Source organism: Streptomyces sp. NPDC107454 (assembly GCF_055582885.1).
Genome location: NZ_JBVJPA010000005.1, coordinates 1 through 22,740 on the forward strand (window position 1 = coordinate 1; position 22,740 = coordinate 22,740).

Consider the following 22,740-nt stretch of genomic DNA (forward strand, 5'->3'; position numbering starts at 1 on the left):
CCAGCGTTCGTCCTGAGCCAGGATCAAACTCTCCGTGAATGTTTTCCCGTAATCGGGACGACACCACGAGAGCGGAACCAGGGAGAGGAATAATCCCCCCGGTTCACAGCGTCCTCGCTGTGCGCCTACCAGGCAGTGCCCGGCAGGACTTTTTCAAAGGAACCGCGTCCCGACCGATCGGCCGGAGACGGGGTATCAACATATCTGGCGTTGATTTTTGGCACGCTGTTGAGTTCTCAAGGAACGGACGCTTCCTTTGTACTCACCCTCTCGGGCTTTCCTCCGGGCGCTTCCCTTCGGTCTTGCTGTCTTGCTTTGTTCTTGCGTTTCCGACTCTATCAGACCGTTTCCCGATCCGATTTCCTCGGTGCTTTCCAGGTTCTCGCTTTCGCGTTTCCCTTTCCGGCGGTTCCGACTCTATCAGATCCTTTCGGGCCTGATTCCCAGTCAGCGGGGCTTGTCTTCCAGGCCCTTGGGCCGTTCCGACGAGTGAGACTTTAGCGGATTCCTGGCTCCCGAGCTAATCGGGGTGGCGCCCTTTCGAACGCGGATTCCTCATTTCGCAAACACGCATGAAAACGAGCCGACGACGAGTCGTCGTTCGCTGAGTGCTTGTTGCGGAATGGCTGTCCGGGGACCGACCGGAGTCGGAGCTCACGTCGGACAACTCGGAGAACACTACGTACCGGGTAGAGGCGTGTCAACTCCGCTCCGGGATGCCCTCCGGAGGCGTACGCTCGCACCCATGACCACACATACGTGCACCCAGCAGTGGTGGGCCGCCTGACAGGCGGCCGTACTCACGTATGTACTCAACGGCCGCCGCCTCGGCGGCCGTTTTTGTGTCTCCCTCCTGGGGGAGCCGGCCGGCGGGTGCGGCGGCCTCGACCAGGAGGTGGAGAGATGACGCGGGTCTTCAGTGGGGTCAAGCCGACCGGGCATCTGACGCTGGGGAACTATCTCGGGGCCATGCGGCGGTGGGCCGACGTCGATCAGCACCAGGCCGACGCGCTGTTCTGTGTCGTCGACCTGCACGCGCTGACCGTGGACCACGATCCGGGGCGGGTGCGCAGGCTCAGTAGGCAGGCGGCGACGTTGTTGCTGGCTTCGGGGCTCGATCCGGAGCTGTGCACCGTCTTCGTACAGAGTCATGTGGACGAGCACGCGCGGCTGTCGTATGTGCTGGAGTGCGTCGCGACCGACGGGGAGATGCGGCGGATGATCCAGTACAAGGAGAAGGCCGCGCGTGAGCGGGAGCGGGGCGGGAGTGTGCGGCTGTCCCTGCTGACGTATCCCGTGCTGATGGCGGCGGACATCCTGGCGTACGGGACCGACGAGGTGCCGGTCGGGGACGACCAGACGCAGCATGTGGAGCTGACCCGGGATCTCGCGGTGCGGTTCAACCAGCGCTACGGGCACACCTTCGTGGTGCCCCGGGCCACGCGGCCGCAGGTCGCGGCGCGGGTCATGAATCTGCAGGAGCCGACGTCGAAGATGGGCAAGAGCGATGACGTGGGGCCCGGCGTCGTCTATCTGCTCGATGAGCCGGATGCCGTACGGAAGAAGATCATGCGGGCGGTGACCGACAGCGGTCAGGACGTCGTGTACGACCCCGAGGCGCGGCCGGGGGTCTCGAACCTGCTGGAGATTCTCGCCGCCTGTGAGGGGGCGGATCCGGAAACCCTGGGCGGCGCCTATGAGTCGTACGGCGCTTTGAAGAAGGACACCGCCGAGGCCGTGATCGAACTCCTCAGGCCCGTGCAGGAGAGGCACAAGCGGCTGTGCGCGGATCCCTCGTATGTGGAGGCGGTCCTGCGCGACGGCGCCGAGAAGGCCCGGGAGATGGCGCGTCCTCGAGTGGACACGGCGTATCGGGCGATCGGGCTGCTGGCCGCCGGGTGAAGTCCCGGAGGGGAGGGGCTGAGTGAGCGGCGGGCCGGGGCGATGGTCCCAGCCCCGGCCCCGTTGTCTTCAGCTGTTGCCGGAAGCGAGTTCGCGGCTGCGGTCGCGGGCTGCCTCCAGTGCGGCGATGAGGGCCGCGCGGACTCCGTGGTTCTCGAGTTCGCGGATCGCGTTGATCGTGGTGCCCGCGGGAGAGGTGACGGCCTCGCGGAGTTTCACGGGGTGCTCCCCGCTGTCGCGGAGCATTACGGCGGCGCCGATCGCGGACTGGACGATCAGGTCGTGGGCCTTGTCGCGGGGCAGGCCGAGCAGGATGCCCGCGTCCGTCATGGCCTCGACCAGGTAGAAGAAGTACGCCGGTCCCGAGCCGGAAAGCGCGGTGCAGGCGTCCTGCTGGGACTCGGGGACGCGGAGCGTCTTGCCTACGGCGCCGAAGATCTCCTCGGCGTGGGCGAGGTGCGCTTCGGTGGCGTGGCTGCCGGCGGAGATGACGGACATCGCCTCGTCGACGAGGGCGGGGGTGTTCGTCATGACCCGGACGACGGGGGTGCCCGTGGCCAGGCGCTCCTCGAAGAAGGAGGTGGGGATGCCGGCCGCGCCGCTGATCACCAGGCGGTCGGCGGGGACGTGGGGGGCGAGATCGTCGAGGAGGGTGCCCATGTCCTGCGGCTTCACCGTGAGGATCAGGGTGTCGGCGTTCTTGGCGGCCTCGGCGTTGGTCACGGCGGTGACGCCGTAGCGCTCCTGGAGTTCCCTGGCGCGCTCGGGGCGGCGGGCCGTGACCAGCAGGTCGGTGGGGGCCCAGCCGGATCGGATCACTCCGCTGAGCAGGGCTTCGCCGATCTTGCCGGTGCCGAGGACTGCGACTTTCTGGGTCATGGTGCGGGTGCCCTCCGGGGGTGCGTCGTCCTGGGGGTCATCCTCGCACTTGGGGGCTTGGGCGGGGTCAGGTGTCCGTTGGGCGGACGGGATGGTCTCTGCTGCCGTGGGGGTTTCTCGCCCCCGCCGCCCCTACCCGTCCCATCCCGTACCCGGGCGCTGCGCCCCCAGACCCCCGGGTGGGTTCCTTGACTGCGGGTGAGCGGGGGCTTGGCGCGCAGTTCCCCGCGCCCCTGCCCCCCCCTGGCCCCCATCGCGTGGATTCGTCATGCGGTGCGGCGCCTCAAGGTTGCCGCGCCCAGGGTCAGGACCAGGAGGGCGCAGCCCGCCACGATGAACGCGTCGCGGACGAAGTTGGTCGTCATGTCGGTGTGCTTGAGGACTTCGTTCATGCCGTCGACGGCGTAGGACATGGGGAGGACGTCGGAGAGGGCTTCGAGGACGGGGTGCATGGCGGAGCGGGCCGTGAAGAGGCCGCAGAGGAGGAGCTGGGGGAAGATCACCGCCGGCATGAACTGCACCGCCTGGTATTCCGAGGCCGCGAAGGCCGAGACGAAGAGGCCGAGGGCCGTGCCGAGCAGGGCGTCGAGGAGGGCCACGAGCAGCAGGAGCCAGGGGGAGCCCGTGACGTCGAGGCCGAGGAACCAGACCGCGAGGCCCGTGGCCAGGGCCGACTGGACGACGGCGACGGCGCCGAAGGCCAGGGCGTAGCCGGCGATCAGGTCGCCCTTGCCGAGGGGCATGGCGAGGAGTCGTTCCAGGGTGCCCGAGGTGCGCTCGCGCAAGGTGGCGATGGAGGTGACCAGGAACATCGTGATCAGCGGGAAGATCCCGAGGAGGGAGGCCCCGATGGAGTCGAAGGTGCGCGCGCTGCCGTCGAAGACGTAGCGGAGCAGGACGAGCATCAGGCACGGGATGAGGATCATCAGCGCGATGGTGCGCGGGTCGTGGCGGAGCTGGCGCAGGACGCGGGTCGCGGTGGCGGTCGTACGGGAGTAGTTGATCGCGCTCGGGCGGACGGGGGCCGTCGTGCCCGCGTGCGGGGTCGCGTTCGCGGTCGTGGTCATCGGACGGTCTCCTTGCGGGCGCCGGCGGTCTCGGTGGCCTCGTCGACCAGGTGGAGGAAGGCGGCCTCGACGGTGTCGCGGCCGGTGCGTTCGCGCAGGGCCTCGGGCGTGTCGTCGGCGAGGATCCCGCCCTCGCGCATCAGGAGCAGGCGGTGGCAGCGCTCGGCCTCGTCCATGACGTGGGACGAGACCAGCAGCGTCGCCTTCCGTTCCGTGGCGATGGCGTGGAAGAGGTTCCACAGGTCACGGCGCAGGACCGGGTCGAGGCCGACGGTGGGCTCGTCGAGGACCAGGAGTTCGGGGGTGCCGAGCAGCGCGACGGCGAGGGAGACGCGGTTGCGCTGGCCGCCGGAGAGGTTGCCGGCGAGGGAGTCGGCGTGGGTGGTGAGGTCGACGTCGGCGATGGCCTGGGTGACATGGGCGGCGCGGCGGTCGGCGGCGGCGCGGCCGGGGTCGAGGATCGCGGCGAAGTAGTCGAGGTTCTGACGGATGGTCAGGTCGTCGTAGACCGAGGGGGCCTGGGTGACGTATCCGATGCGGGAGCGGAGTGCGGCGTCGCCCGCGGGGCGGCCGAGGACTTCGAGGGTGCCGGTGACTTTGGCCTGGGTGCCGACGACGGTGCGCATGAGGGTGGACTTGCCGCAGCCGGAGGGGCCGAGGAGTCCGGTGATCTGGCCGCGGGGTACGGCGAAGTCGAGGCCGCGCAGGACGGTGCGGGGGCCACGTACGACGGTGAGGCCTGCGGCGTGGATAGCGGTGGCCGGGGAGTGGGGGGACTGGGGGGTGGTGGTGGCCGTCGCCGTGGGGCGGTCGGGGGGCCGGGGGGCAATATTCATCATGTGATGAATATTGCTCGGGAGGGGTGACGTCGTCAAGCCCGGTCGCATTCGACGGCGCAGGCGCGCGGCGGCGTGATCGGAAGGGGGCGCTCCGGCGTGCGGTGGGGTGGCGCGCTTCCGTGTTCACTCGGCGGTTACGCGGAAGGGCTGCGCGATCAACTCCCGTTACCGACAATGGATTTCAGTGCGCGGTCATATGCCCACCGGCCTTGGTGCCGCGCCGTTGGATCCGCCGCGCCCTCCCCCGGCTCGGCACCCACGCATCTTCCGCTCTCAACCGGAGGTGCCGTTGCCATGCGTAAAGCCGATCTGCGTCGAGCCGATCTGTTCGCGTCTCTCGTCGTGTTTCTCGTCGCGTTGCCGTTGTGTGTAGGGGTCGCCATCGCCTCGGGCGTACCGGCCGAGTTGGGACTGGTGACCGGGATAGTCGGCGGGCTGGTCGCCGGGGTGCTGCCCGGGAGCAGCCTTCAGGTGAGCGGGCCCGCGGCCGGGCTGACCGTGCTGGTGTACGAGGCGGTGCAGACGTACGGGCTGCGGGCCCTGGGTGTGCTGGTGCTCGGCGCCGGGCTGGTGCAGCTCACGCTCGGGGCGCTGCGGCTCGGGCGGTGGTTCCGGGCCGTGTCCGTGGCGGTGGTGCAGGGGATGCTCGCCGGAATCGGGCTCGTGCTGATCGCGGGCCAGGTCTACGCGATGGGTGACGCGTCCGCGCCCGCGAGCGGGCTCGGGAAGATCGCCGGGCTGGTGTCGCTGCCCGGGGACGCGGACCCGGTGGCCCTCGCGGTCGGGGGCGCCACCGTGGTCGTACTGCTGCTGTGGCCGCGTTGGCGGCGTGGGGCGCGGGTGGTGCCGGCGCCGTTGCTGGCGGTGGGCCTCGCGGCGGGTGTGACCGGGGTGTTCGATCTGTCCGTGCGGCGGGTCGAGGTGCGCGGGCTGCTCGATGCCGTACAGCCGCCGTCCTTGGCGGACCTGGGACGGCTCACGGAAGTGGGCATGCTCGGGACGGTGGTCGCCTTCGCGCTGATCGCCTCCGCCGAGTCGCTGTTCAGCGCGGCGGCGGTGGACCGGCTGCACCGGGGGCCGCGGACCGACTACGACCGTGAACTCATCGCGCAGGGTGCCGGGAACGCCGTGTGCGGGGCGCTCGGGGCGCTGCCGATGACCGCGGTGATCGTGCGGAGCGCGGCGAATGTGCAGGCCGGGGCCCAGACCAAGGTCTCGCGTGTACTGCACGGGGTGTGGCTGCTGGTCTTCACGGTGGTGGTGCCCGGGGTCCTCGGGATCATTCCGGTGGCGGCGCTGGCGGGGCTGCTCGTGCACGCGGGCTGCAAGTTGGTGCCGGTGCGGGAGGTGCGGGTGCTGTGGCGCGGGCATCGCGGGGAGGTGGTCGTGCTGGGTGTGACGGCGGTGGCGATCGTGCTGGGGAATCTGTTCGAAGGGGTGCTGGTCGGGCTTGCGCTCGCCGTCGCCAAGACCGCGTGGGACATCAGCCATGTGCATGTGGAGACGGAGGACCGGGGGGCCGCGGGGATGGTCGTACGGGTGATGGGGAACGCCACGTTCCTACGGCTGCCGAAGCTGCTGGACGCCTTGGAGGCGTTGCCGCACGACCGTGACGTACGGCTGGAGTTGGGCGGGTTGCGGCATGTGGACCACGCGTGTGCGGCGGCCCTGGAACGGTGGGCCGCCGCGCGGGATCACGAGCGGGTGGCCACGATCACCAGTACGTCGTAGACCTCCTCGACCCTGCCGTCCGGGAAGGTCTCCAGGAGGCGGGTGCGCTCCTCGGCGAGGAAGGCGTCGGTGTCTTCCTTGCCGAGGACCAGGAAGGCCGAGTGGCTGCCGATGTTGGCGAGGTGGGTGTCCATGGGGACGTGGCGGCTCCAGCGGACGACACGGTGGGTGTGGGGCGGGGTTTCGGGGGCGCCTTTGAAGGCGCGTTCGGTGAGGAAGCCCGGGGTTCGCTGGTGGGATTCGGTGTCTTTTTGGGTCTTGGTGGCGGGGCCTTCCGCGTTTTTGGTGGCGGTGCCTTCTTCGGCTTTCGTGGCCGTGCCTTCTTCGGTGGGGTGGGTGTCCGTGAAGTACTGATCGATGCGCTGGGCCTGGGCGGCGATCCAGGGGACGTCGAGGGCGGACGTGTTCCACCAGAGCGCGAGGGCGCCGTCGGGGCGCAGGACGCGGAAGGCTTCCGGGAGGGAGTGGGCCGGGTTCGTCCAGTGCCAGGACTGGGCGTAGGTGAGGAAGTCGGCGGAGGCGGTGGCGAGGGGGAGGGCGTCGCCGGTGCCCCGGACCAGGGGGATGTCGGGGTGGGCGCGGCGGAACTCGGCGGCCATGCCCTCTCCGGGTTCCACGGCGATGACGTCCGCGCCTCGGGCGTGCAGGAGGGTGGTGGAGATGCCGGTGCCCGCGCCCACGTCGATGACCTGCGCGCCCTTGAGGGGGTGGGCGGCCAGGTCTTCGAGGGTGGTGAAGAGGGCGGGTGGGTAGGAGGGGCGGTTCGCGGCGTACTGGGCTGCGGCCGTGTTGAAGGAGTGGGCTCGGGTGGTGTGGGAGAAGCGCGGGTGGGTCGTCATAAGGGAATGGTGGTGCGGGTTGGGGGTGGGGAAACAGCGGTTTTCGCCCCCGCCGCCCCTACCCGTCCCATCCCTGGGGGCTCCGCCCCCAGACCCCCGGGTGGGTTTTTTGGGTGCGGGTGGGTGGGGGCTTGGCGCGCAGTTCCCCGCGCCCCTCAGCCGTGGGGCTCCGCCCCAGACCCCCCGGTGGGTTCCTTGAGTGCGGGTGAGTGGGGGCTTGGCGCGCAGTTCCCCGCGCCCCTCAGCCGTGGGGCTCCGCCCCAGACCCCCCGGTGGGTTCCTTGAGTGCGGGTGGGTGGGGGCTGAGGGTGCGGTTCCCCGCGTCCCTGGGCCGTGGGCTGCGTCCCGGCCTCTCAGGGGCGGCGGCGCTTTTTGGAGGGGTTGCGGGAGCGGCGCTCGTACTGGCGGCGTGCCTCCTCGTACTCCTCGCGGGCCAGCTTCTCGCCCGGGGCCTCGGTGAGGGTGCGGAAGGCGTAGGCGAGGAGGGAGCCGATGAAGCCGATGGCCAGAAGGCCGCGCAGGGAGGCCTGACGGTCGGGGTCGGGGCGCTTGGAGAAGGCGTCCCAGGTGTGGCGGAACGCGAGCGCGCTGCACACCGCGAACATCACCACGACCAGGAGGGTCACCGGTGTACCGACGTCCGCGATCGCCAGGCCCTGGTAGGCGAAGCGGAGCACGAAGCAGGCGGCGACCGCGGCGGCGAGCGAGCCGACGGCCACGGCGATGCGGCGGGCCGTGTAGCCGCCGTCCTGGGCAACCCAGGTCGTCCCGAAGAAGCGGAGGGGTTCGGGCTGGGGTCCCGCGGGGGTACCGGACTGGTTCTCGTCACTCACTCGACGATTATCGCTCCGGCCGGCCGCGGGGCCCCAGGCCTTCAAGCGTTCAGGCGCAGACCGGTGCGACGTAGCCGTCGCTGCCCGTCTTCACGTACGCGTCGGCCACAAACTGTCCGTCCTCGGAAGCGGCTCCCACCACCAGCATGACGGTGGCGGCGAGCCCTCCGGCCAGCGTGCTCCGTCTGCGCAAGGGGGTCATGATCTCGTCCGTCTGCTTCTTCTCAGGAGCAGCGCGGCGCGATGTAGCCGTCGCTGCCGGTCTTCACGTAGGCGTCGGAGATGTACTCGCCGTTGGCGATGTTGTCCCAGATGTTGGTGGTGCCGTACGGGCCGCTCACGGATTCGCCCGGGCGCTGGCAGGAGATCGACACGCGTGAGCCCTCGGACAGGACCCGCACGATGCGGTAGCTGGTGCCGGGGCCGCTGCGGACGTTCACCGCATAGCCGGGTGCGATGGGGTAGGTGACCAGTTGCGCTGCGGTTGCGCTCGCGGTCGCCGTCGTCGACACCGCTTCCTCGTCACTGCTTTCCATGTTTTCAATTCGCTCAACAGCCATTGAGGACTCCCCCGTTGAATCAGATGGAACAGATGGAACAGATCGAGCATGTGTACGCCTGTCGCACGCGGAGGCTAGCAAGCCGCCTCGGTCTCGTACGAAGAATCGACTAGGCTCCGTGCGTCGGGCGCGCGGACGAACAGCACGGGGGTGGGTCCATGGCGCCACAGCGGAACTCCGGAGGGGATCCGGAAGCGGAACTTCCCGAGTACGCGGGGCAGTACCACCTTGACGAGCGCCTCGGGTCCGGTGGCATGGGCGTGGTCCATCTGGCCCGCAGCGGCTCGGGGCTGCGGCTCGCGGTGAAGGTCGTACATGCCGCGTTTGCCATGGATCCCGAGTTCAGGGGGCGTTTCCGGCAGGAGATCGCAGCGGCGCGGCGGGTGAGCGGTGCGTTCACCGCCCCTGTGGTCGACGCCGACCCGGAGGCCGAGCGCCCCTGGATGGCCACCCTGTTCATACCGGGCCCGACCCTCGCCGAACAGGTGAAACGGAACGGACCCATGCCCGCCTCCCAGCTGCGCCGGCTGATGGCCGGGCTGGCCGAGGCGCTGCGCGACATCCATCGGGTGGGCGTCGTACACCGGGATCTCAAGCCCAGCAACGTCCTGCTCGCCGAGGACGGCCCCAAGGTCATCGACTTCGGTATTTCACGGCCGTCGGACAGTGAACTGCGTACCGAAACGGGCAAACTGATCGGAACGCCGCCATTCATGGCACCCGAGCAGTTCCGCCGTCCGAGGGAAGTGGGACCGGCCGCCGACATCTTCGCCCTGGGTTCTGTGATGGTGCACGCGGCGACGGGCCGTGGCCCCTTCGACTCCGACAGCCCCTATGTCGTCGCCTACCAGGTCGTCCACGACGAGCCGGACCTGACCGACGTGCCCGGCCACCTCGCACCGCTCATCACCCGCTGCCTCGCCAAAGAGCCCGAGGACCGGCCGACGCCCGACGAGCTGATGCGAGAGCTGCGCTCGTTGGCGGCTTCGTACGACACGCAGGCGTTCATTCCGGCTCAGCGCACCGACCAGGCCGACGCCCCGGTCACTCCGGCCGCCCCCGCCGCCCCACCCGCTTCCGCCGCCCCACCCGCTCCCGCCGACGCGGCGTCTCCGCCGTCCGCGCGACGGCCCAAGGGCCGAGCACTCAGGCGCCTCGCCCTCGCCGTCGGCGCTCTCGTCCTTGTCGCGGGCGGGACGCTGGCCACGACCTGGTTGCTCGGACAGGACGGCGGCAGCACCGCTCCGAAGGACCATCAGCAGCGTTCCGCACCGGCCGCCTTCAGCGGCTGGGACACGAAGCCCGCGGCCCGAGCCGACAGGGCGCCCCAATGCTCGTACGGCGGCGGGAAGTTGTTCTGTGCCCAGTCGGGACTGGTCTCGGCCCTCGACCCGGTCGACGGCAAGGTGCTGTGGCGTCACGCCTCGAGCGAGCAGAGCCTCCCGGACGGGGCGCCCGTCATGTCGGGCGGACTGGTGCATGCCGTGACTCACGCCGGTCGGCTCCTGGAGGCGCTCGATCCTGGCTCGGGCAGGGTGCGCTGGAAGATGGACCTTACGGCGTACGGCCGATGGCAGCAGGCCGGGGGCCTGGTGCTCCTCACCCGTGCCGACGGGACGGTCAGCGGGGTGGACAGCGCCACGGGTGAGGGCCGTTGGAGCCGCCGGCTGCCTGGACAGACCGCGCCGAACGTTGCCGCGTTCGCCGGGGACGAAGTCGCCTACGCCACGAGCACGACGAGCGACGGAACGCGTACACAGGTGACCGCGGTGGACCCGGAGACCGGCGACGTCCGGTGGAACACCGGTCTGAAGGGGACGCTGTATCCGGTCGGCACATGGCGGGGCACCGTGTTCTTCACGTCGGTCGACAAGAGCGACCAGACCGTCGCCCTGGTCCAGTACGACCCGAAGAGCAGGACGTCGCACCGGCTGGGGCTCGATGTGGCGCTGCCGCAGGCTCAGACCAGCGTCCGCGGGAGCACCGTCTACATGATGAGCACCCTCGGCTCGCTGGTGGCCGTCGACATGGACGCCCGGGAGCAGCTCTGGCGCCTCGAGACCTCCGTGAGCCGGGGCTCGGCACCGGCCGCCGACGCCGAGCACGTGTACTTCACCGCGGCCGACGGGCGGCTGCTCGCCGTGGACGCCGTCCGGGGCAAGCTCGTCGGCCAGACCCGGACAAGGCTCGGAACGGAGTCGGACCGGGTCGCGGCCGGACTGCAGACGCCAATGATTGCCGATGGCCACGTCTACACGAGTGCGCCCGACGGGACCGTGTTCGGCGTGGCGGGGGACGATCCGGCGGCCTGGTGAGCTGGAGGGGCAGAACAACAAGGGGGCAGAACAAAGGGACCGCTTCCGAAGAAGCGGCCCCACATGGGTTTCTGGGGTCGAGTCAGCCCAGCTTGGAGACGTCTCGTACCGCGCCCTTGTCGGCGCTCGTTGCCATCGCGGCGTAGGCGCGGAGGGCGGCGGAGACCTTGCGGTCGCGGTTCGCGGGGGCGTAGACGCCGTTCAGGGCGTCGCGGCGGGTGCTGAGTTCCTCGTCGGAGACCAGGAGTTCGACCGAGCGGTTCGGGATATCGATGCGGATGCGGTCGCCGTCCTGGACCAGGGCGATGGTGCCGCCGGAGGCCGCCTCGGGGGAGGCGTGGCCGATGGACAGGCCCGAGGTGCCGCCGGAGAAGCGGCCGTCGGTGATCAGGGCGCAGGTCTTGCCGAGGCCGCGGCCCTTGAGGAAGGACGTCGGGTAGAGCATCTCCTGCATGCCGGGGCCGCCCTTGGGGCCCTCGTAGCGGATGACGACGACGTCGCCGTGGGTGATCTCCTTGCGGAGGATCTTGTCGACGGCCTCGTCCTGCGACTCGCAGACGACCGCGGGGCCCTCGAAGGTCCAGATGGACTCGTCGACGCCCGCCGTCTTCACGACGCAGCCGTCGACCGCCAGGTTGCCCTTGAGGACCGCCAGGCCGCCGTCCTTGGAGTAGGCGTGCTCGGCGGAGCGGATGCAGCCGCCCTCGGCGTCCTCGTCGAGCGCCTCCCAGCGCTCGGACTGCGAGAAGGCCTCGGAGGAGCGGACGCCACCCGGGGCCGCGTACCACAGCTCGATCGCCTCGGGGGACGGGGATCCGGCGCGCACGTCCCAGGTCTTCAGCCAGTCGGAGAGGGACGGGCTGTGGACCGAGTGGACGTCCTCGTTCAGGAGGCCCGCGCGGTGGAGTTCGCCCAGCAGGGCGGGGATGCCGCCGGCGCGGTGCACGTCCTCCATGTAGTACGTGCGGTCCTTGGCGACGTTCGGGGCGACCTTGGCGAGGCACGGCACACGGCGCGAGACCTCGTTGATCTCGTCCAGGCCGAAGGGGACGCCCGCCTCCTGGGCGGCGGCCAGCAGGTGCAGGATCGTGTTGGTGGAGCCGCCCATGGCGATGTCGAGGGCCATGGCGTTCTCGAACGCGGCGTGCGTGGCGATGTTGCGGGGCAGGACCGACTCGTCGTCCTGGTCGTAGTAGCGGCGCGTGATGTCGACCACCGTGCGGGCCGCGTCCTCGTACAGGCCCTTGCGGGCCGTGTGGGTGGCGAGCACCGAGCCGTTGCCGGGGAGGGACAGGCCGATGGCCTCGGTCAGGCAGTTCATCGAGTTGGCCGTGAACATGCCGGAGCAGGAGCCGCAGGTCGGACAGGCGTTCTCCTCGATACGGAGGATGTCCTCGTCCGAGATCTTGTCGTTCACGGCGTCGGAGATCGCGTCGACCAGGTCGAGCGTACGGACCGTGCCGTCGACCAGGGTGGCGCGGCCGGACTCCATGGGGCCGCCGGAGACGAAGACCGTCGGGATGTTCAGGCGCAGGGCCGCCATGAGCATGCCGGGGGTGATCTTGTCGCAATTCGAGATGCAGATCAGGGCGTCGGCGCAGTGCGCCTCGACCATGTACTCGACCGAGTCCGCGATCAGGTCGCGGGAGGGCAGCGAGTACAGCATGCCGCCGTGGCCCATCGCGATGCCGTCGTCGACCGCGATGGTGTTGAACTCGCGCGCGATGCCCCCGGCCGCGGTGATCGCCTCGCTGACGATGCGGCCGACGGGCTGGAGGTGGGTGTGGCCAGGCACGAACTCCGTGAAGGAGTTGGCGACCGCGATGATCGGCTTCCGTCCGATGTCCGCGCCCGGTACACCGGAGGCGCGCATAAGGGCGCGTGCGCCCGCCATATTGCGGCCGTGGGTGACTGTGCGGGACCTCAGCTCGGGCATCGTCGCTCGCTCCTTCGGAGAGTAATGACTGAGGTCGAGCCTACGCCGGTGACCCAGGATCCGGACGGGGTGTCCGGAATGCGGGATGCCTGTCTCGGTGAGCGAGTGGCGGGGCTGGTCTCGGTGGGTGGGGGCCGGGGCTGGTCTCGATCGTGGGGGCCGGGGCTGGTCTCGATCGTGGGGGCCGGGGCTGGTCTCGGTGGTGGGGGCGAGTTCGATGTGGCTGAGTGGGCCCACGCGGTGGAGCCGCATCATGTCACCGCGCCGTGCCCCTGCGGGGGCGCTCAGCTCACGGGGCCGTCAAGTGGCCCTGTACCACCGGAGCCACCCGCTCGACGATGCGTTCCACGTCCGCCGATGCCAGCGGCTCGATCTTGATGACGTAGCGGAGCATCGCCACCCCCACCAGCTGGGCCGCCGCCAGTTCGGCGCGCAGTTCCGCGTCGGGCAGGTCGAGGCGGCCCGAGATGCGGCGCAGCAGCTGGGCGGCGACGAGGCGGCGGAAGACGGCGGCCGCGGTCTCGTTGTTCACGGCGGAACGGACGATGGCGAGCAGCGGGGTCCGAGTGGTGGGGTTCTCCCAGATACCGAGGAGGAAGCGGGTCAGGCGCTCGCCGACCGTGTCGAGCGGGCCGTCCTCGACCGCGGCCGGCGCGGCCAGGGCGGGTGCGAACGCGCCCTCGATGGCCGCCTCGAAGACCTGCTCCTTGGTGCCGAAGTAATGGTGGACGAGGGCGGAGTCGACCCCGGCGGCCTTGGCGATACCACGCACCGACGTCTTCTCGTAGCCGCGCTCGGAGAACTCCTCACGGGCCGCGTCCAGGATGCGGTCGCGGGTGGCGGGGGCCGCCTCCGTCTCCGTACGGGTGGGCCGTCCCCTACGACGGGGGGTGGCGGCGTCCGTCACCGGCGGGGCACCTTCACCGCGGAGGCCAGGTGCAGGCGGGTGAAGGCCAGCGCCTCCGCCAGGTCCGCCTCGCGTTCGGCGCTGGACATGGCACGGCGGGTGTTGACCTCGATGACGACGTGGCCGTCGAAGCCGGAGAGGGCGAGGCGCTCCAGCAGTTCGGCGCAGGGCTGGGTGCCGCGGCCCGGAACGAGGTGCTCGTCCTTGTTGGAGCCGTTGCCGTCGGCGAGGTGGACGTGGCCGAGGCGGTCGCCCATGCGGTCGATCATCTGCAGGGCGTCGCTGCGGGCCGTCGAGGTGTGGCTGAGGTCGATCGTGAAGTGGCGGTAGTCGTCCTTCGTCACGTCCCAGTCGGGGGCGTACGCGAGCATCTCGCGGTCGCGGTAGCGCCAGGGGTACATGTTTTCGACGGCGAACCGTACGTCCGTCTCGTTCGCCATGCGCCACATCCCCGTGACGAAGTCGCGCGCGTACTGGCGCTGCCAGCGGAAGGGGGGGTGTACGACGACCGTCGACGCGCCCAGCTTCTCCGCCGCCGCCTGGGCGCGCTGGAGCTTGACCCAGGGGTCGGTGGACCAGACGCGCTGGGTGATCAGCAGGCAGGGGGCGTGCACGGCGAGGATCGGGATCTGGTGGTAGTCGCTGAGGCGGCGGAGGGCTTCGATGTCCTGGCTGACCGGGTCGGTCCAGACCATCACCTCTACCCCGTCGTAACCGAGGCGCGCGGCGATCTCGAAGGCCGTCGCCGTCGACTCCGGATACACGGACGCCGTGGACAGCGCGACCTTCGCATCCGGGATGCGCACGACTGGTTCTGCCACGAGGGACAGCGTAAGCCTCCGGCGGTTGGGCGGGGGGTGGTGGGGTTGGGCGGGGGGTCGGCGTTGGATGGGCTTCGGGTGGGCTTCGGGTGGCCGCTGGGTGGGGTGCCCTGTCGCCGTTGTGGGGGTTGTCGTGGGTGGGTGCGGGTGGTGTGTGGCTGGGCGCGCCGTTCCCCGCGCCCCTGGTGGAGGCGGGCGTCGGTGGGAGGGTGCGGGGGGGTTGTGGCTGGGCGCGCCGTTCCCCGCGCCCCTGGTGGAGGCGGGCGTCGGTGGGAGGGTGCGGGGGGGTTCGTGGCTGGGCGCGCCGTTCCCCGCGCCCCTCGTGGAGGCGGGCGTCGGTGGGAGGGTGCCGGGGGGTGTGTTGTTGATCGCACCGTTGCCCGCGTCCCTGGTGGGGCGCGGGGCACGTGGCGGCGGGTTACTCAGTCACTCTGATGCCATCTGGTCCAGGCGGCGGAGGATGACGCCCTCGCGCAGGGCCCAGGGGCAGATTTCCAGGGTCTCCACGGCGAAGAGGTCCATGGCGCCCTCGGCGACGAGAGCGCCGGCGAGGAGCTGGCTGGAGCGGCCCGGGGAGACGCCGGGGAGTTCGGCGCGTTCGTCGGCGGTCATGGAGGCCAGTCGGGGGACCCAGTCCTCCAGGGAGCGGCGCTTGAGTTCGCGCTGGACGTAGAGGCCGTCCGTGGAGCGGGCGGCGCCGGCCAGGCGGGCGAGCTGCTTGAAGGTCTTGGAGGTGGCGACCACGTGGTCGGGGGCGCCGAAGCGGCTGAATTCGCCGACGGTACGGGCGATCTCGGCCCGGACGTGGCGGCGCAGGGCCCTGATGGCCGCCGGGTCGGCGGGGTCGGTGGGCAGCCAGCCCGCGGTCAGCCGTCCGGCACCGAGTGGCAGCGACGCCGCCGCGTCCGGCTCCTCGTCCATGCCGTACGCGATCTCCAGCGAACCGCCGCCGATGTCGAGGACCAGCAGCTTCCCCGCCGACCAGCCGAACCAGCGGCGGGCCGCCAGGAAGGTCAGCCGGGCCTCCTCCGCCCCGGTCAGGACCTGGAGCTCGACGCCGGTCTCGCTCTTCACCCGGGCCAGTACGTCGTCGGCGTTGCTGGCCTCGCGCACGGCGGAGGTCGCGAACGGCAGCAGGGCCTGGACGCCCTTGTCCTCGGCGGCCTCCAGCGCGTCCCGGACGGTCGCGATCAGTTTTTCGACACCGTCGAGGCCGATCGCCCCGCTCTCGTCGAGCAGTTGGGCGAGCCGCAAGTCGGCCTTGTGCGAGTGCGCGGGCAGCGGGCGCGCGCCGGGGTGTGCATCCACCACCAGCAGGTGCACCGTGTTCGAACCCACGTCGAGGACACCGAGTCTCATATACGGAACGCTACTGCGCGTACGGCGATCGACCGTCCCCGGAGCGGACTGAAGCGACTTACCCTGGACGGGTGCCAAAGACGAAAAAGGCGAAGCCCGACAAATCGACCAAGGGTTCTGCGCAGGCGAAGCCCTCCGCGTCCAAGAAGTCCCCGACGAAGTCCCCGAAGAAGGCCACCGTGTCCGACGAGAAGGGGCTCGACTTCGCTCGGGCATGGGTGGAGTTTCCGGATCCCGCCGACGCCGAGCAGGTCTTCCGGTGCGATCTGACATGGCTGACCTCTCGCTGGAACTGCATCTTCGGAAGCGGCTGTCAGGGCATCCAGGCCGGTCGCGCCGACGACGGCTGCTGCACCCTCGGGGCCCACTTCTCCGACGAGGACGACGAGAAGCGGGTGGCCGGGCACGTGGCACGGCTCACGCCGGACATCTGGCAGCACCATGACGTGGGGCTGAAGACCGGCTGGGTCTCCGAGGACGAGGACGGCGACCGCCAGACCCGTCCCTACCAGGGCTCGTGCATCTTCCAGAACCGGCCCGGCTTCGCCGGCGGCGCGGGCTGCTCGTTGCACATCCTGGCGATCAAGGAGGGCCGCGAGCCCCTGGAGACCAAGCCGGACGTCTGCTGGCAGCTGCCCGTGCGCCGGACGTACGAGTGGATCGACCGGCCGGACGACACGCGCGTGCTCCAGGTCTCCATCGGCGAGTACGACCGCCGGGGCTGGGGTCCGGGCGGCCACGACCTGCACTGGTGGTGCACGTCGGCGACCTCGGCACACGGCGCGGGTGACCCGGTGTACGTCTCGTACCGCCCGGAACTGATCGAGCTGATGGGCAAGGCGGGCTACGACCGGCTGGTCGAGCTCTGCGAGGAGCGGCTGGCCTCGCAGCTGCCGTTGCTGGCGCCGCATCCCGCGGATCCGGTCGCCTGAGACCCCCCGGTCCATCGTCTTCCCGCCCCTTCCCGCCCCGCGGGCGTCACGAGGACGGGGTCGGGGCGGAGCTGTCGCCGGGCGGCGGCGTCGAACCGCCCGGGTCCGACGGATCGGACGTGCCCGACGGGTCCGACGAAGGAGGCGGGGACGACGTGTCCGTGGGCGTCGGCTGGGGGTCGCTGGGCGTAGGTGGCGGGTCCGAGGCGGGCGGGGTCGGGCCGGGGGCGGACGGGGTGGGACGGCCGGGCGTCGGGCCGGAGCCGGCCGGGGCGGACGGACCCGCTGTTCCGTACCCCCCGATCGTGACCACCGCTCCCGCCGGTGCGATCGCCACCCGCGCGCCCCAGGCGCCCACCGGCTCGCGAAGGTGATCGACGTACACCTTGATCGTGAACGTTTCTCCTGGGGCCAGCGTTCCCGACGACTGACTGAAGTAGAGCCAGGACGCTCCCGTCCCGGCGGACCAGTGGACCGGTGAGTTCCCGGAGGCGGCGAGCGTGACAAGGGTCGTGTCGCCACTGCCCGAGGCCCGGACCGAGAGGTGTCCGGCGCCGCTTCCCGCACTGGGGGCGCTGATGACCTCCACGGAGACGTCGGGCGAGCGGTTCCCCTTGGCGAAACGGGCGTCGGGTCTGGCGCTGGCGTTGCCGGCGTTCTCGTAGCCGCCCGCCTCGTCGCCGGTGATGCCGTCGGGGCCGTGCGCCTCGCTCGCGGTGATCGAGCGGCCGTCGGCGCCCTCGCCGGTGAGGGGCGCGCCACGGTAGGCCGCCCAGAGGGCCAGGACGGGTGCGGCGACGACGGTGGCGACGACGGTCGTCGTGACGGCACGCGCGCGAAGACGGTCCCGGCGGGCGGCGTGGTCCTTGGGGTCCACGGGGAAACCGCGCCGGTCGAAGCGCGGAGCGGCACCCCGCGCGCGCGGGACGTGTGCCATCGCGATGTGCAGGGCCGCGCGCGGGGCCTCGAGGACGGGGAGCTCGGCGGGCGTGACGGTGGTGCCGGGCCAGGCGCCGGGCGCGGCACGCTCGGCGGTGCGACGGCAGCGCGGACAGTCGTCGACGTGCCGGACCAGTTCCCGGCGCAGGGTGGTGCTCAGGACGAACTGGTTGTCGCCGGTGAGGCGGCCGACGCTCGGACAGGCGCCGGTCTCCACGACGGCGAGGGCGGCGCGGGTGCGTTCGACCTCGCAGGCGGCGGTGGCGAGCAGTTCGCGCGCCTTGACGAGGTCCAGGCCGAGGACGACGGCGACCTCGGCGGCGGCGAGCTGGTGGCGCACGGCGAGTTCGAGCGCCTCGCGCTGTTCGGGGCTGGTGCCCGCCGCCTCCGGCCAGGCCAGCAGGGCGAGTTCGTGCCGGCGCCGGTCCTGCGCCTCTTCGGAGACCGGGGCGCTCAGCGCCTCGGCCGCATGCCGGCCGGCGGCTTCCTTGTGCCCCTTGAAGAGGGCCTTGTGGCCCTTGGCGGGCGTACGCCGACCGGAGGCGTGGGCCGCCTGGCGCCTGTGCCGGGCCTCGGTGAGCTTGCGCAGGCAGGACCAGCGGGCGAGGGCGTACAGCCAGGCCCTGCGGTCGTCCGCGGACACCGGGCCACGCTGGCCGCGGCGCTCGGCCAGCGCGAGGGCGTCCCCGAGGGCGGCGGTGGCCTCGTCGTGGTCGCACAGCACGGACAGGCAGTAGGTGAAAAGGCCGTCCAAGTAGGGCTCGTAGCGCGCGGGAGGGCGCTGAGCCAGGGTGCGGGTGTGCGCGCCACGGGGCGCGGTCACCCGCTTGCGCGCATCTCCGTGCGCCCGGTGTGCACCGGTGGTGTGCGTGGAGGTCTCCGGACTGCTGCTCATCACCCGTGCGACCGTAGGTGCCCCGGGGTGGCCCCTTCTTCCCCCTTGAGCACATTTAATCCGTACGGGTGAAACGATCCCTCAAAAGGGGACAGGACCCTCCGATTCCGTGGCCCACACCGTCACAGGCGGCAACGGCAGGCCATGGCGGATGCCTCACCGAGCGGGCCCGCCCGTGCTGTCAGTCCTCTCGGCTACGGTTCCGTCATGGCTGCCCGTACGAAAACCGCGAAGGACCGGCCGTCCTACCGCTGCACCGAGTGCGGATGGCAGACGGCCAAATGGCTGGGCCGCTGCCCCGAGTGCCAGGCGTGGGGCACGGTCGAGGAGTACGGCGCTCCCGCGGTCCGTACGACGACACCGGGCCGCGTCACCACCTCCGCGGTGCCGATCGGGCAGGTCGACGGCCGTCAGGCCACGGCCCGCTCCACCGGCGTACCCGAGCTGGACCGCGTCCTCGGCGGCGGTCTCGTACCCGGCGCGGTCGTCCTGATCGCGGGCGAGCCCGGTGTGGGCAAGTCCACGCTCCTCCTGGACGTGGCGGCGAAGGCGGCGAGCGACGAGCACCGCACGCTGTACGTGACGGGTGAGGAGTCGGCCAGCCAGGTCCGTCTGCGCGCCGACCGCATCAAGGCGATCGACGACCACCTGTATCTGGCGGCGGAGACCGACCTGGCCGCCGTGCTCGGCCACCTGGACGCCGTGAAGCCCTCGCTCCTCATCCTGGACTCGGTCCAGACCGTCGCCTCTCCGGAGATCGACGGGGCGCCCGGCGGCATGGCCCAGGTCCGGGAGGTCGCCGGGGCGCTCATCCGTGCCTCCAAGGAGCGCGGCATGTCCACGCTCCTTGTGGGCCATGTCACCAAGGACGGCGCGATCGCGGGCCCCCGCCTGCTCGAACACCTCGTGGACGTCGTCCTGAGTTTCGAGGGCGACCGCCACGCGCGCCTGCGTCTCGTCCGGGGTGTCAAGAACCGGTACGGGACGACGGACGAGGTCGGCTGCTTCGAGCTGCACGACGAGGGCATCACGGGCCTCGCGGACCCCTCCGGCCTCTTCCTCACCCGCCGTGCCGAGCCCGTCCCCGGCACCTGCCTGACCGTCACCCTGGAGGGCCGCCGCCCGCTGGTGGCCGAGGTGCAGGCCCTCACCGTCGACTCCCAGATCCCCTCCCCCCGTCGTACGACGTCCGGCCTGGAGACCTCCCGGGTCTCGATGATGCTGGCGGTCCTGGAGCAGCGGGGCCGGATCAGCGCCCTCGGCAAGCGGGACATCTACTCGGCGACGGTGGGCGGCGTGAAGCTCTCCGAGCCCGCCGCGGACCTCGCCATCGCCCTCGCGCTCGCGTCGGCGGCGAGTGACACCCCGCTCCCCAAGAACCTCGTGGCGATCGGCGAAGTAGGGCTCGCGGGCGAGGTCAGACGGGTCACGGGAGTGCAGCGGAGGCTCGCCGAAGCCCACCGTCTGGGCTTCACGCACGCCCTTGTTCCGAGCGATCCGGGCAAGATCCCTGCCGGTATGAAGGTCCTGGAAGTCGCCGACATGGGCGACGCGCTGCGGGTCCTTCCACGCTCCCGTCACAGAGAGGCCCCACGGGACGAGGAGCAGCGCCGGTAGACTTTGCCCTGGTCTCGCCCGTCCGTACGAACCCTGGACGAATCTCGGGCGACCGGAAACCCGCGACCGGAGGAGTGCAGTGGCAGCCAACGACCGGGCAGCAGCTCCCGGAAAGTCCGGTGGGAGCTCCGGTGCCGATGGCCTGATGCGCGCCTCATTGAGCGCCGTGGCACCTGGCACGGCCCTGCGCGACGGGCTCGAGCGGATCCTCCGCGGCAACACCGGCGGACTCATCGTGCTCGGCTGGGACAAGACCGTCGAGTCGATGTGCACGGGCGGCTTCGTCCTGGACGTCGACTTCACGGCGACCCGGTTGCGCGAGCTGTGCAAGCTCGACGGCGGCATCGTCGTCGACAAGGACATCACCAAGATCCTGCGGGCGGGCGTCCAGCTCGTGCCCGACCCGACGATCCCGACGGAGGAGACCGGCACCCGGCACCGCACGGCGGACCGGGTGAGCAAGCAGGTCGGCTTCCCTGTCGTCTCGGTCTCGCAGTCGATGCGTCTGATCGCGCTGTACGTCGACGGTCAGCGCCGCGTCCTGGAGGACTCCGCCGCGATCCTCTCCCGCGCCAACCAGGCCCTCGCGACCCTGGAGCGCTACAAGCTCCGCCTCGACGAGGTCGCGGGCACGCTCTCCGCGCTGGAGATCGAGGACCTGGTCACCGTCCGGGACGTGTCGGCGGTGGCGCAGCGCCTGGAGATGGTGCGGCGCATCGCCACGGAGATCGCCGAGTACGTGGTGGAGTTGGGCACGGACGGGCGTCTGCTCGCCCTCCAGCTGGACGAGTTGATCGCGGGTGTGGAGCCCGAGCGGGAGCTGGTGGTCCGGGACTACGTGCCGGAGCCGACCGCGAAGCGTTCCCGCACGGTCGACGAGGCCCTCTCCGACCTGAACGCCCTGCCCCACTCCGAGCTGCTCGAACTGCCCACGGTGGCGAGAGCCTTGGGCTACACCGGCTCCCCCGAGGCGCTCGACTCAGCGGTCTCCCCGCGCGGCTTCCGCCTTCTCGCCAAGGTCCCGCGTCTGCCCGGCGCGATCATCGACCGCCTCGTGGAGCACTTCGGAGGTCTGCAGAAGCTCCTCGCCGCGAGCGTCGACGAACTTCAGGCGGTCGACGGGGTGGGCGAGGCGCGGGCGCGCAGCGTCCGTGAGGGGCTGTCGCGGCTCGCGGAGTCGTCGATCCTGGAGCGCTACGTCTGACGCGCGACGCGCTGTGCGTGACGCACACCGTCTGACGCACACCGTCTGACGCGCTATGCCTGACGGGCTGTGTCTTACGGGCTCCGCCTTACGCGCTCCGTCTTACGCGCTCCGTCTTGCGAGGCCGGGCGCGCGTCAAAGGCGCGTGCGGGTCCGTGCGGACACGACCGCCCGCCTCCGTGCTCAGTCCTGGGACGGTCAGTCCTGGGACAGCACGAACGACGTCGTCGCCTTCGCCAGGCCCGGCGCCTTCGCCTCCACCAGATAGGTGCCCGCGGTCGCCGAACCCGCCGGAGGTGTGGCGCACTGGGCGGCGCTGGCCGTGCGGTCCCAGTCGACCGTGTAGGTCACCTGGTCACCGGCCGGAACGCGGAAGTAGAGACTGGCCACGTCCTTGGGGCAGTCGCTCGAGGACCAGAAGCTCTTGTCGCCGCCGGCCTGAGTGATCGTCAGGACCGCGCTCTTCGGGCCGAGATCGACCTTGCAGTCAGTGGCGGAGGAGTTCTTCGCGATCAGCTCGACCGAGGGCTTGTCGCCGGGGGCGTACGTGTTGTGCACGCTGCGCAGGGTCAACTTGACGGCGCCCGCAGTGCAGTTGGGGAGGGTGGAGCCGGCCGGTACCTGATCCCCGGAGCTGGTGCCGGCACTGGAACCGCCTTGCGAGCCACCACCGCCCGCGCTGCCTGTCCCACCGGACCCGTCCCCACCGCCACTACCACTGCCGCTGCTGCCACCGCTTGTCGCCCCGGCGGTCGTGCCGGGGCTGGACTCGTCCCGGCCGCCCGGGTGTTGGCTGATCGCGGGTCCGGAACCGGAGGGGCCCGGGGTGATCGTCTGCACAGGGTTCTTCCCGTTGGACCCGTCCGCGTTCTTCTTGCCGCCTCCGCCGCCGCTGCTGACGACCCAGGCGATCAGCAGCGCCAACAGCGCTACCAGGGACAGCAGAACGGCCCTCCGACGCCAGTAGATGGTGGAGGGAAGTGGCCCGACCGGATTGCGCATAGATCCCACGGCGCAAACTGTACGAGAGATCCACGCCGGCGCTCGCCCCACCCGCCGCCCTGAGCGTCAACTTTTCCGGATCATCATTCCGACACACCGGCCGAGTTGCCCCCACACCGCCCCTTCCCGTCCTCCGAGGGCTGCCGGGCGCGGCCCTCCGGCC

The 22,740-nt window shown here is 70.9% G+C and carries 19 protein-coding genes; 6 read left to right on the top strand and 13 right to left on the bottom strand.

Annotation, left to right across the window (positions count from 1 at the left end):
* The first annotated feature begins 903 nt into the window (after positions 1–903).
* Positions 904–1,902, top strand: a complete 999-nt coding sequence (gene trpS, locus ACZ69M_RS12970; RefSeq protein ID WP_470049374.1) for a tryptophan--tRNA ligase — start codon at positions 904–906, stop codon at positions 1,900–1,902.
* A 69-nt stretch (positions 1,903–1,971) separates the two neighbouring features.
* On the opposite strand, the gene proC is transcribed toward trpS, so the two are convergent.
* The 3 genes from proC to ACZ69M_RS12985 form a co-directional block, all read right to left on the bottom strand.
* On the bottom strand, positions 1,972–2,781 hold the full coding sequence (gene proC, locus ACZ69M_RS12975) for a pyrroline-5-carboxylate reductase (protein WP_352053931.1): 810 nt from the start codon (positions 2,779–2,781) through the stop codon (positions 1,972–1,974).
* Between the two features lie 266 nt (positions 2,782–3,047).
* The gene (locus tag ACZ69M_RS12980) at positions 3,048–3,848 is read right to left on the bottom strand and encodes an ABC transporter permease (RefSeq protein ID WP_470049376.1); all 801 of its coding nucleotides are present in this window, start codon (positions 3,846–3,848) and stop codon (positions 3,048–3,050) included.
* Positions 3,845–4,687: an ABC transporter ATP-binding protein gene (locus ACZ69M_RS12985; protein ID WP_470049378.1), complete on the bottom strand. Its 843-nt coding sequence runs from the start codon at positions 4,685–4,687 to the stop codon at positions 3,845–3,847. Before ACZ69M_RS12985 ends, ACZ69M_RS12980 begins: the two co-directional genes overlap by 4 nt.
* Positions 4,688–4,981: 294 nt before the next feature.
* Here ACZ69M_RS12985 and ACZ69M_RS12990 point away from each other — a divergent pair, with 294 nt between their 5' ends.
* On the top strand, positions 4,982–6,418 hold the full coding sequence (locus tag ACZ69M_RS12990; protein ID WP_470049380.1) for a SulP family inorganic anion transporter: 1,437 nt from the start codon (positions 4,982–4,984) through the stop codon (positions 6,416–6,418).
* Here ACZ69M_RS12990 and ACZ69M_RS12995 read toward each other — a convergent pair.
* The 4 genes from ACZ69M_RS12995 to ACZ69M_RS13010 all read right to left on the bottom strand — a co-directional run bounded on the left by ACZ69M_RS12995 (position 6,382) and on the right by ACZ69M_RS13010 (position 8,626).
* Positions 6,382–7,257, bottom strand: a complete 876-nt coding sequence (locus ACZ69M_RS12995) for a class I SAM-dependent methyltransferase (protein ID WP_470049382.1) — start codon at positions 7,255–7,257, stop codon at positions 6,382–6,384. The genes ACZ69M_RS12990 and ACZ69M_RS12995 overlap by 37 nt on opposite strands.
* Positions 7,258–7,610: 353 nt before the next feature.
* Positions 7,611–8,090 carry an EamA/RhaT family transporter gene (locus tag ACZ69M_RS13000; protein WP_470049384.1) on the bottom strand — a complete coding sequence of 160 codons (480 nt, stop codon included), beginning with the start codon at positions 8,088–8,090 and terminating at the stop codon, positions 7,611–7,613.
* A gap of 49 nt (positions 8,091–8,139) precedes the next feature.
* The gene (locus ACZ69M_RS13005) at positions 8,140–8,283 is read right to left on the bottom strand and encodes a hypothetical protein (RefSeq protein ID WP_470049386.1); all 144 of its coding nucleotides are present in this window, start codon (positions 8,281–8,283) and stop codon (positions 8,140–8,142) included.
* A 31-nt stretch (positions 8,284–8,314) separates the two neighbouring features.
* A complete protein-coding gene (locus ACZ69M_RS13010; RefSeq protein WP_470049388.1) occupies positions 8,315–8,626 on the bottom strand; it encodes a hypothetical protein in 312 nt (103 codons plus the stop codon).
* A gap of 182 nt (positions 8,627–8,808) precedes the next feature.
* Here ACZ69M_RS13010 and ACZ69M_RS13015 point away from each other — a divergent pair, with 182 nt between their 5' ends.
* Positions 8,809–10,965 (top strand): serine/threonine-protein kinase, encoded by a 2,157-nt coding sequence (locus ACZ69M_RS13015; RefSeq protein WP_470049390.1) that lies wholly within the window; start codon positions 8,809–8,811, stop codon positions 10,963–10,965.
* Positions 10,966–11,047: 82 nt separating this feature from the next.
* Here the strand turns inward: ACZ69M_RS13015 and ilvD are convergent, their stop codons facing one another.
* From ilvD to ACZ69M_RS13035, 4 genes are all read right to left on the bottom strand, one after another.
* Positions 11,048–12,901: a dihydroxy-acid dehydratase gene (gene ilvD / locus ACZ69M_RS13020; protein ID WP_470049392.1), complete on the bottom strand. Its 1,854-nt coding sequence runs from the start codon at positions 12,899–12,901 to the stop codon at positions 11,048–11,050.
* Positions 12,902–13,190: 289 nt separating this feature from the next.
* Entirely contained in the window at positions 13,191–13,808 is a 618-nt protein-coding gene (locus ACZ69M_RS13025) for a TetR/AcrR family transcriptional regulator (protein WP_352050037.1), read from the bottom strand.
* Positions 13,805–14,629, bottom strand: a complete 825-nt coding sequence (locus ACZ69M_RS13030) for a sugar phosphate isomerase/epimerase family protein (protein WP_075032411.1) — start codon at positions 14,627–14,629, stop codon at positions 13,805–13,807. The genes ACZ69M_RS13025 and ACZ69M_RS13030 overlap by 4 nt, the downstream gene beginning before the upstream one ends.
* Positions 14,630–15,055: 426 nt before the next feature.
* Positions 15,056–15,988, bottom strand: coding sequence for a Ppx/GppA family phosphatase (locus ACZ69M_RS13035; RefSeq protein WP_470049394.1), 933 nt, complete (start codon positions 15,986–15,988; stop codon positions 15,056–15,058).
* 71 nt (positions 15,989–16,059) lie between these two features.
* Here ACZ69M_RS13035 and ACZ69M_RS13040 point away from each other — a divergent pair, with 71 nt between their 5' ends.
* Positions 16,060–16,920 (top strand): DUF3109 family protein, encoded by an 861-nt coding sequence (locus tag ACZ69M_RS13040; RefSeq protein WP_470049396.1) that lies wholly within the window; start codon positions 16,060–16,062, stop codon positions 16,918–16,920.
* 46 nt (positions 16,921–16,966) lie between these two features.
* On the opposite strand, the gene ACZ69M_RS13045 is transcribed toward ACZ69M_RS13040, so the two are convergent.
* Positions 16,967–18,757 (bottom strand): BACON domain-containing protein, encoded by a 1,791-nt coding sequence (locus ACZ69M_RS13045; protein ID WP_470049398.1) that lies wholly within the window; start codon positions 18,755–18,757, stop codon positions 16,967–16,969.
* 204 nt (positions 18,758–18,961) lie between these two features.
* Between ACZ69M_RS13045 and radA the strand changes: the two genes are divergently transcribed.
* Together radA and disA are read left to right on the top strand one after the other, a co-directional pair.
* Positions 18,962–20,371, top strand: a complete 1,410-nt coding sequence (radA, locus tag ACZ69M_RS13050) for a DNA repair protein RadA (RefSeq protein ID WP_384919147.1) — start codon at positions 18,962–18,964, stop codon at positions 20,369–20,371.
* A gap of 79 nt (positions 20,372–20,450) precedes the next feature.
* Positions 20,451–21,575 (top strand): DNA integrity scanning diadenylate cyclase DisA, encoded by a 1,125-nt coding sequence (gene disA / locus ACZ69M_RS13055; RefSeq protein WP_067373625.1) that lies wholly within the window; start codon positions 20,451–20,453, stop codon positions 21,573–21,575.
* A 198-nt stretch (positions 21,576–21,773) separates the two neighbouring features.
* Here the strand turns inward: disA and ACZ69M_RS13060 are convergent, their stop codons facing one another.
* A complete protein-coding gene (locus ACZ69M_RS13060) occupies positions 21,774–22,586 on the bottom strand; it encodes a hypothetical protein (RefSeq protein ID WP_470049401.1) in 813 nt (270 codons plus the stop codon).
* Positions 22,587–22,740: the final 154 nt, after the last annotated feature.

Coding starts and splice junctions, on each gene's coding strand:
- trpS (WP_470049374.1), top strand. CDS start 904: ATGACGCGGGTCTTCAGTGGGGTCAAGCCGACCGGGCATCTGACGCTG.
- proC (WP_352053931.1), bottom strand. CDS start 2,781: ATGACCCAGAAAGTCGCAGTCCTCGGCACCGGCAAGATCGGCGAAGCC.
- ACZ69M_RS12980 (WP_470049376.1), bottom strand. CDS start 3,848: ATGACCACGACCGCGAACGCGACCCCGCACGCGGGCACGACGGCCCCC.
- ACZ69M_RS12985 (WP_470049378.1), bottom strand. CDS start 4,687: ATGATGAATATTGCCCCCCGGCCCCCCGACCGCCCCACGGCGACGGCC.
- ACZ69M_RS12990 (WP_470049380.1), top strand. CDS start 4,982: ATGCGTAAAGCCGATCTGCGTCGAGCCGATCTGTTCGCGTCTCTCGTC.
- ACZ69M_RS12995 (WP_470049382.1), bottom strand. CDS start 7,257: ATGACGACCCACCCGCGCTTCTCCCACACCACCCGAGCCCACTCCTTC.
- ACZ69M_RS13010 (WP_470049388.1), bottom strand. CDS start 8,626: ATGGAAAGCAGTGACGAGGAAGCGGTGTCGACGACGGCGACCGCGAGC.
- ACZ69M_RS13015 (WP_470049390.1), top strand. CDS start 8,809: ATGGCGCCACAGCGGAACTCCGGAGGGGATCCGGAAGCGGAACTTCCC.
- ilvD (WP_470049392.1), bottom strand. CDS start 12,901: ATGCCCGAGCTGAGGTCCCGCACAGTCACCCACGGCCGCAATATGGCG.
- ACZ69M_RS13035 (WP_470049394.1), bottom strand. CDS start 15,988: ATGAGACTCGGTGTCCTCGACGTGGGTTCGAACACGGTGCACCTGCTG.
- radA (WP_384919147.1), top strand. CDS start 18,962: ATGGCTGCCCGTACGAAAACCGCGAAGGACCGGCCGTCCTACCGCTGC.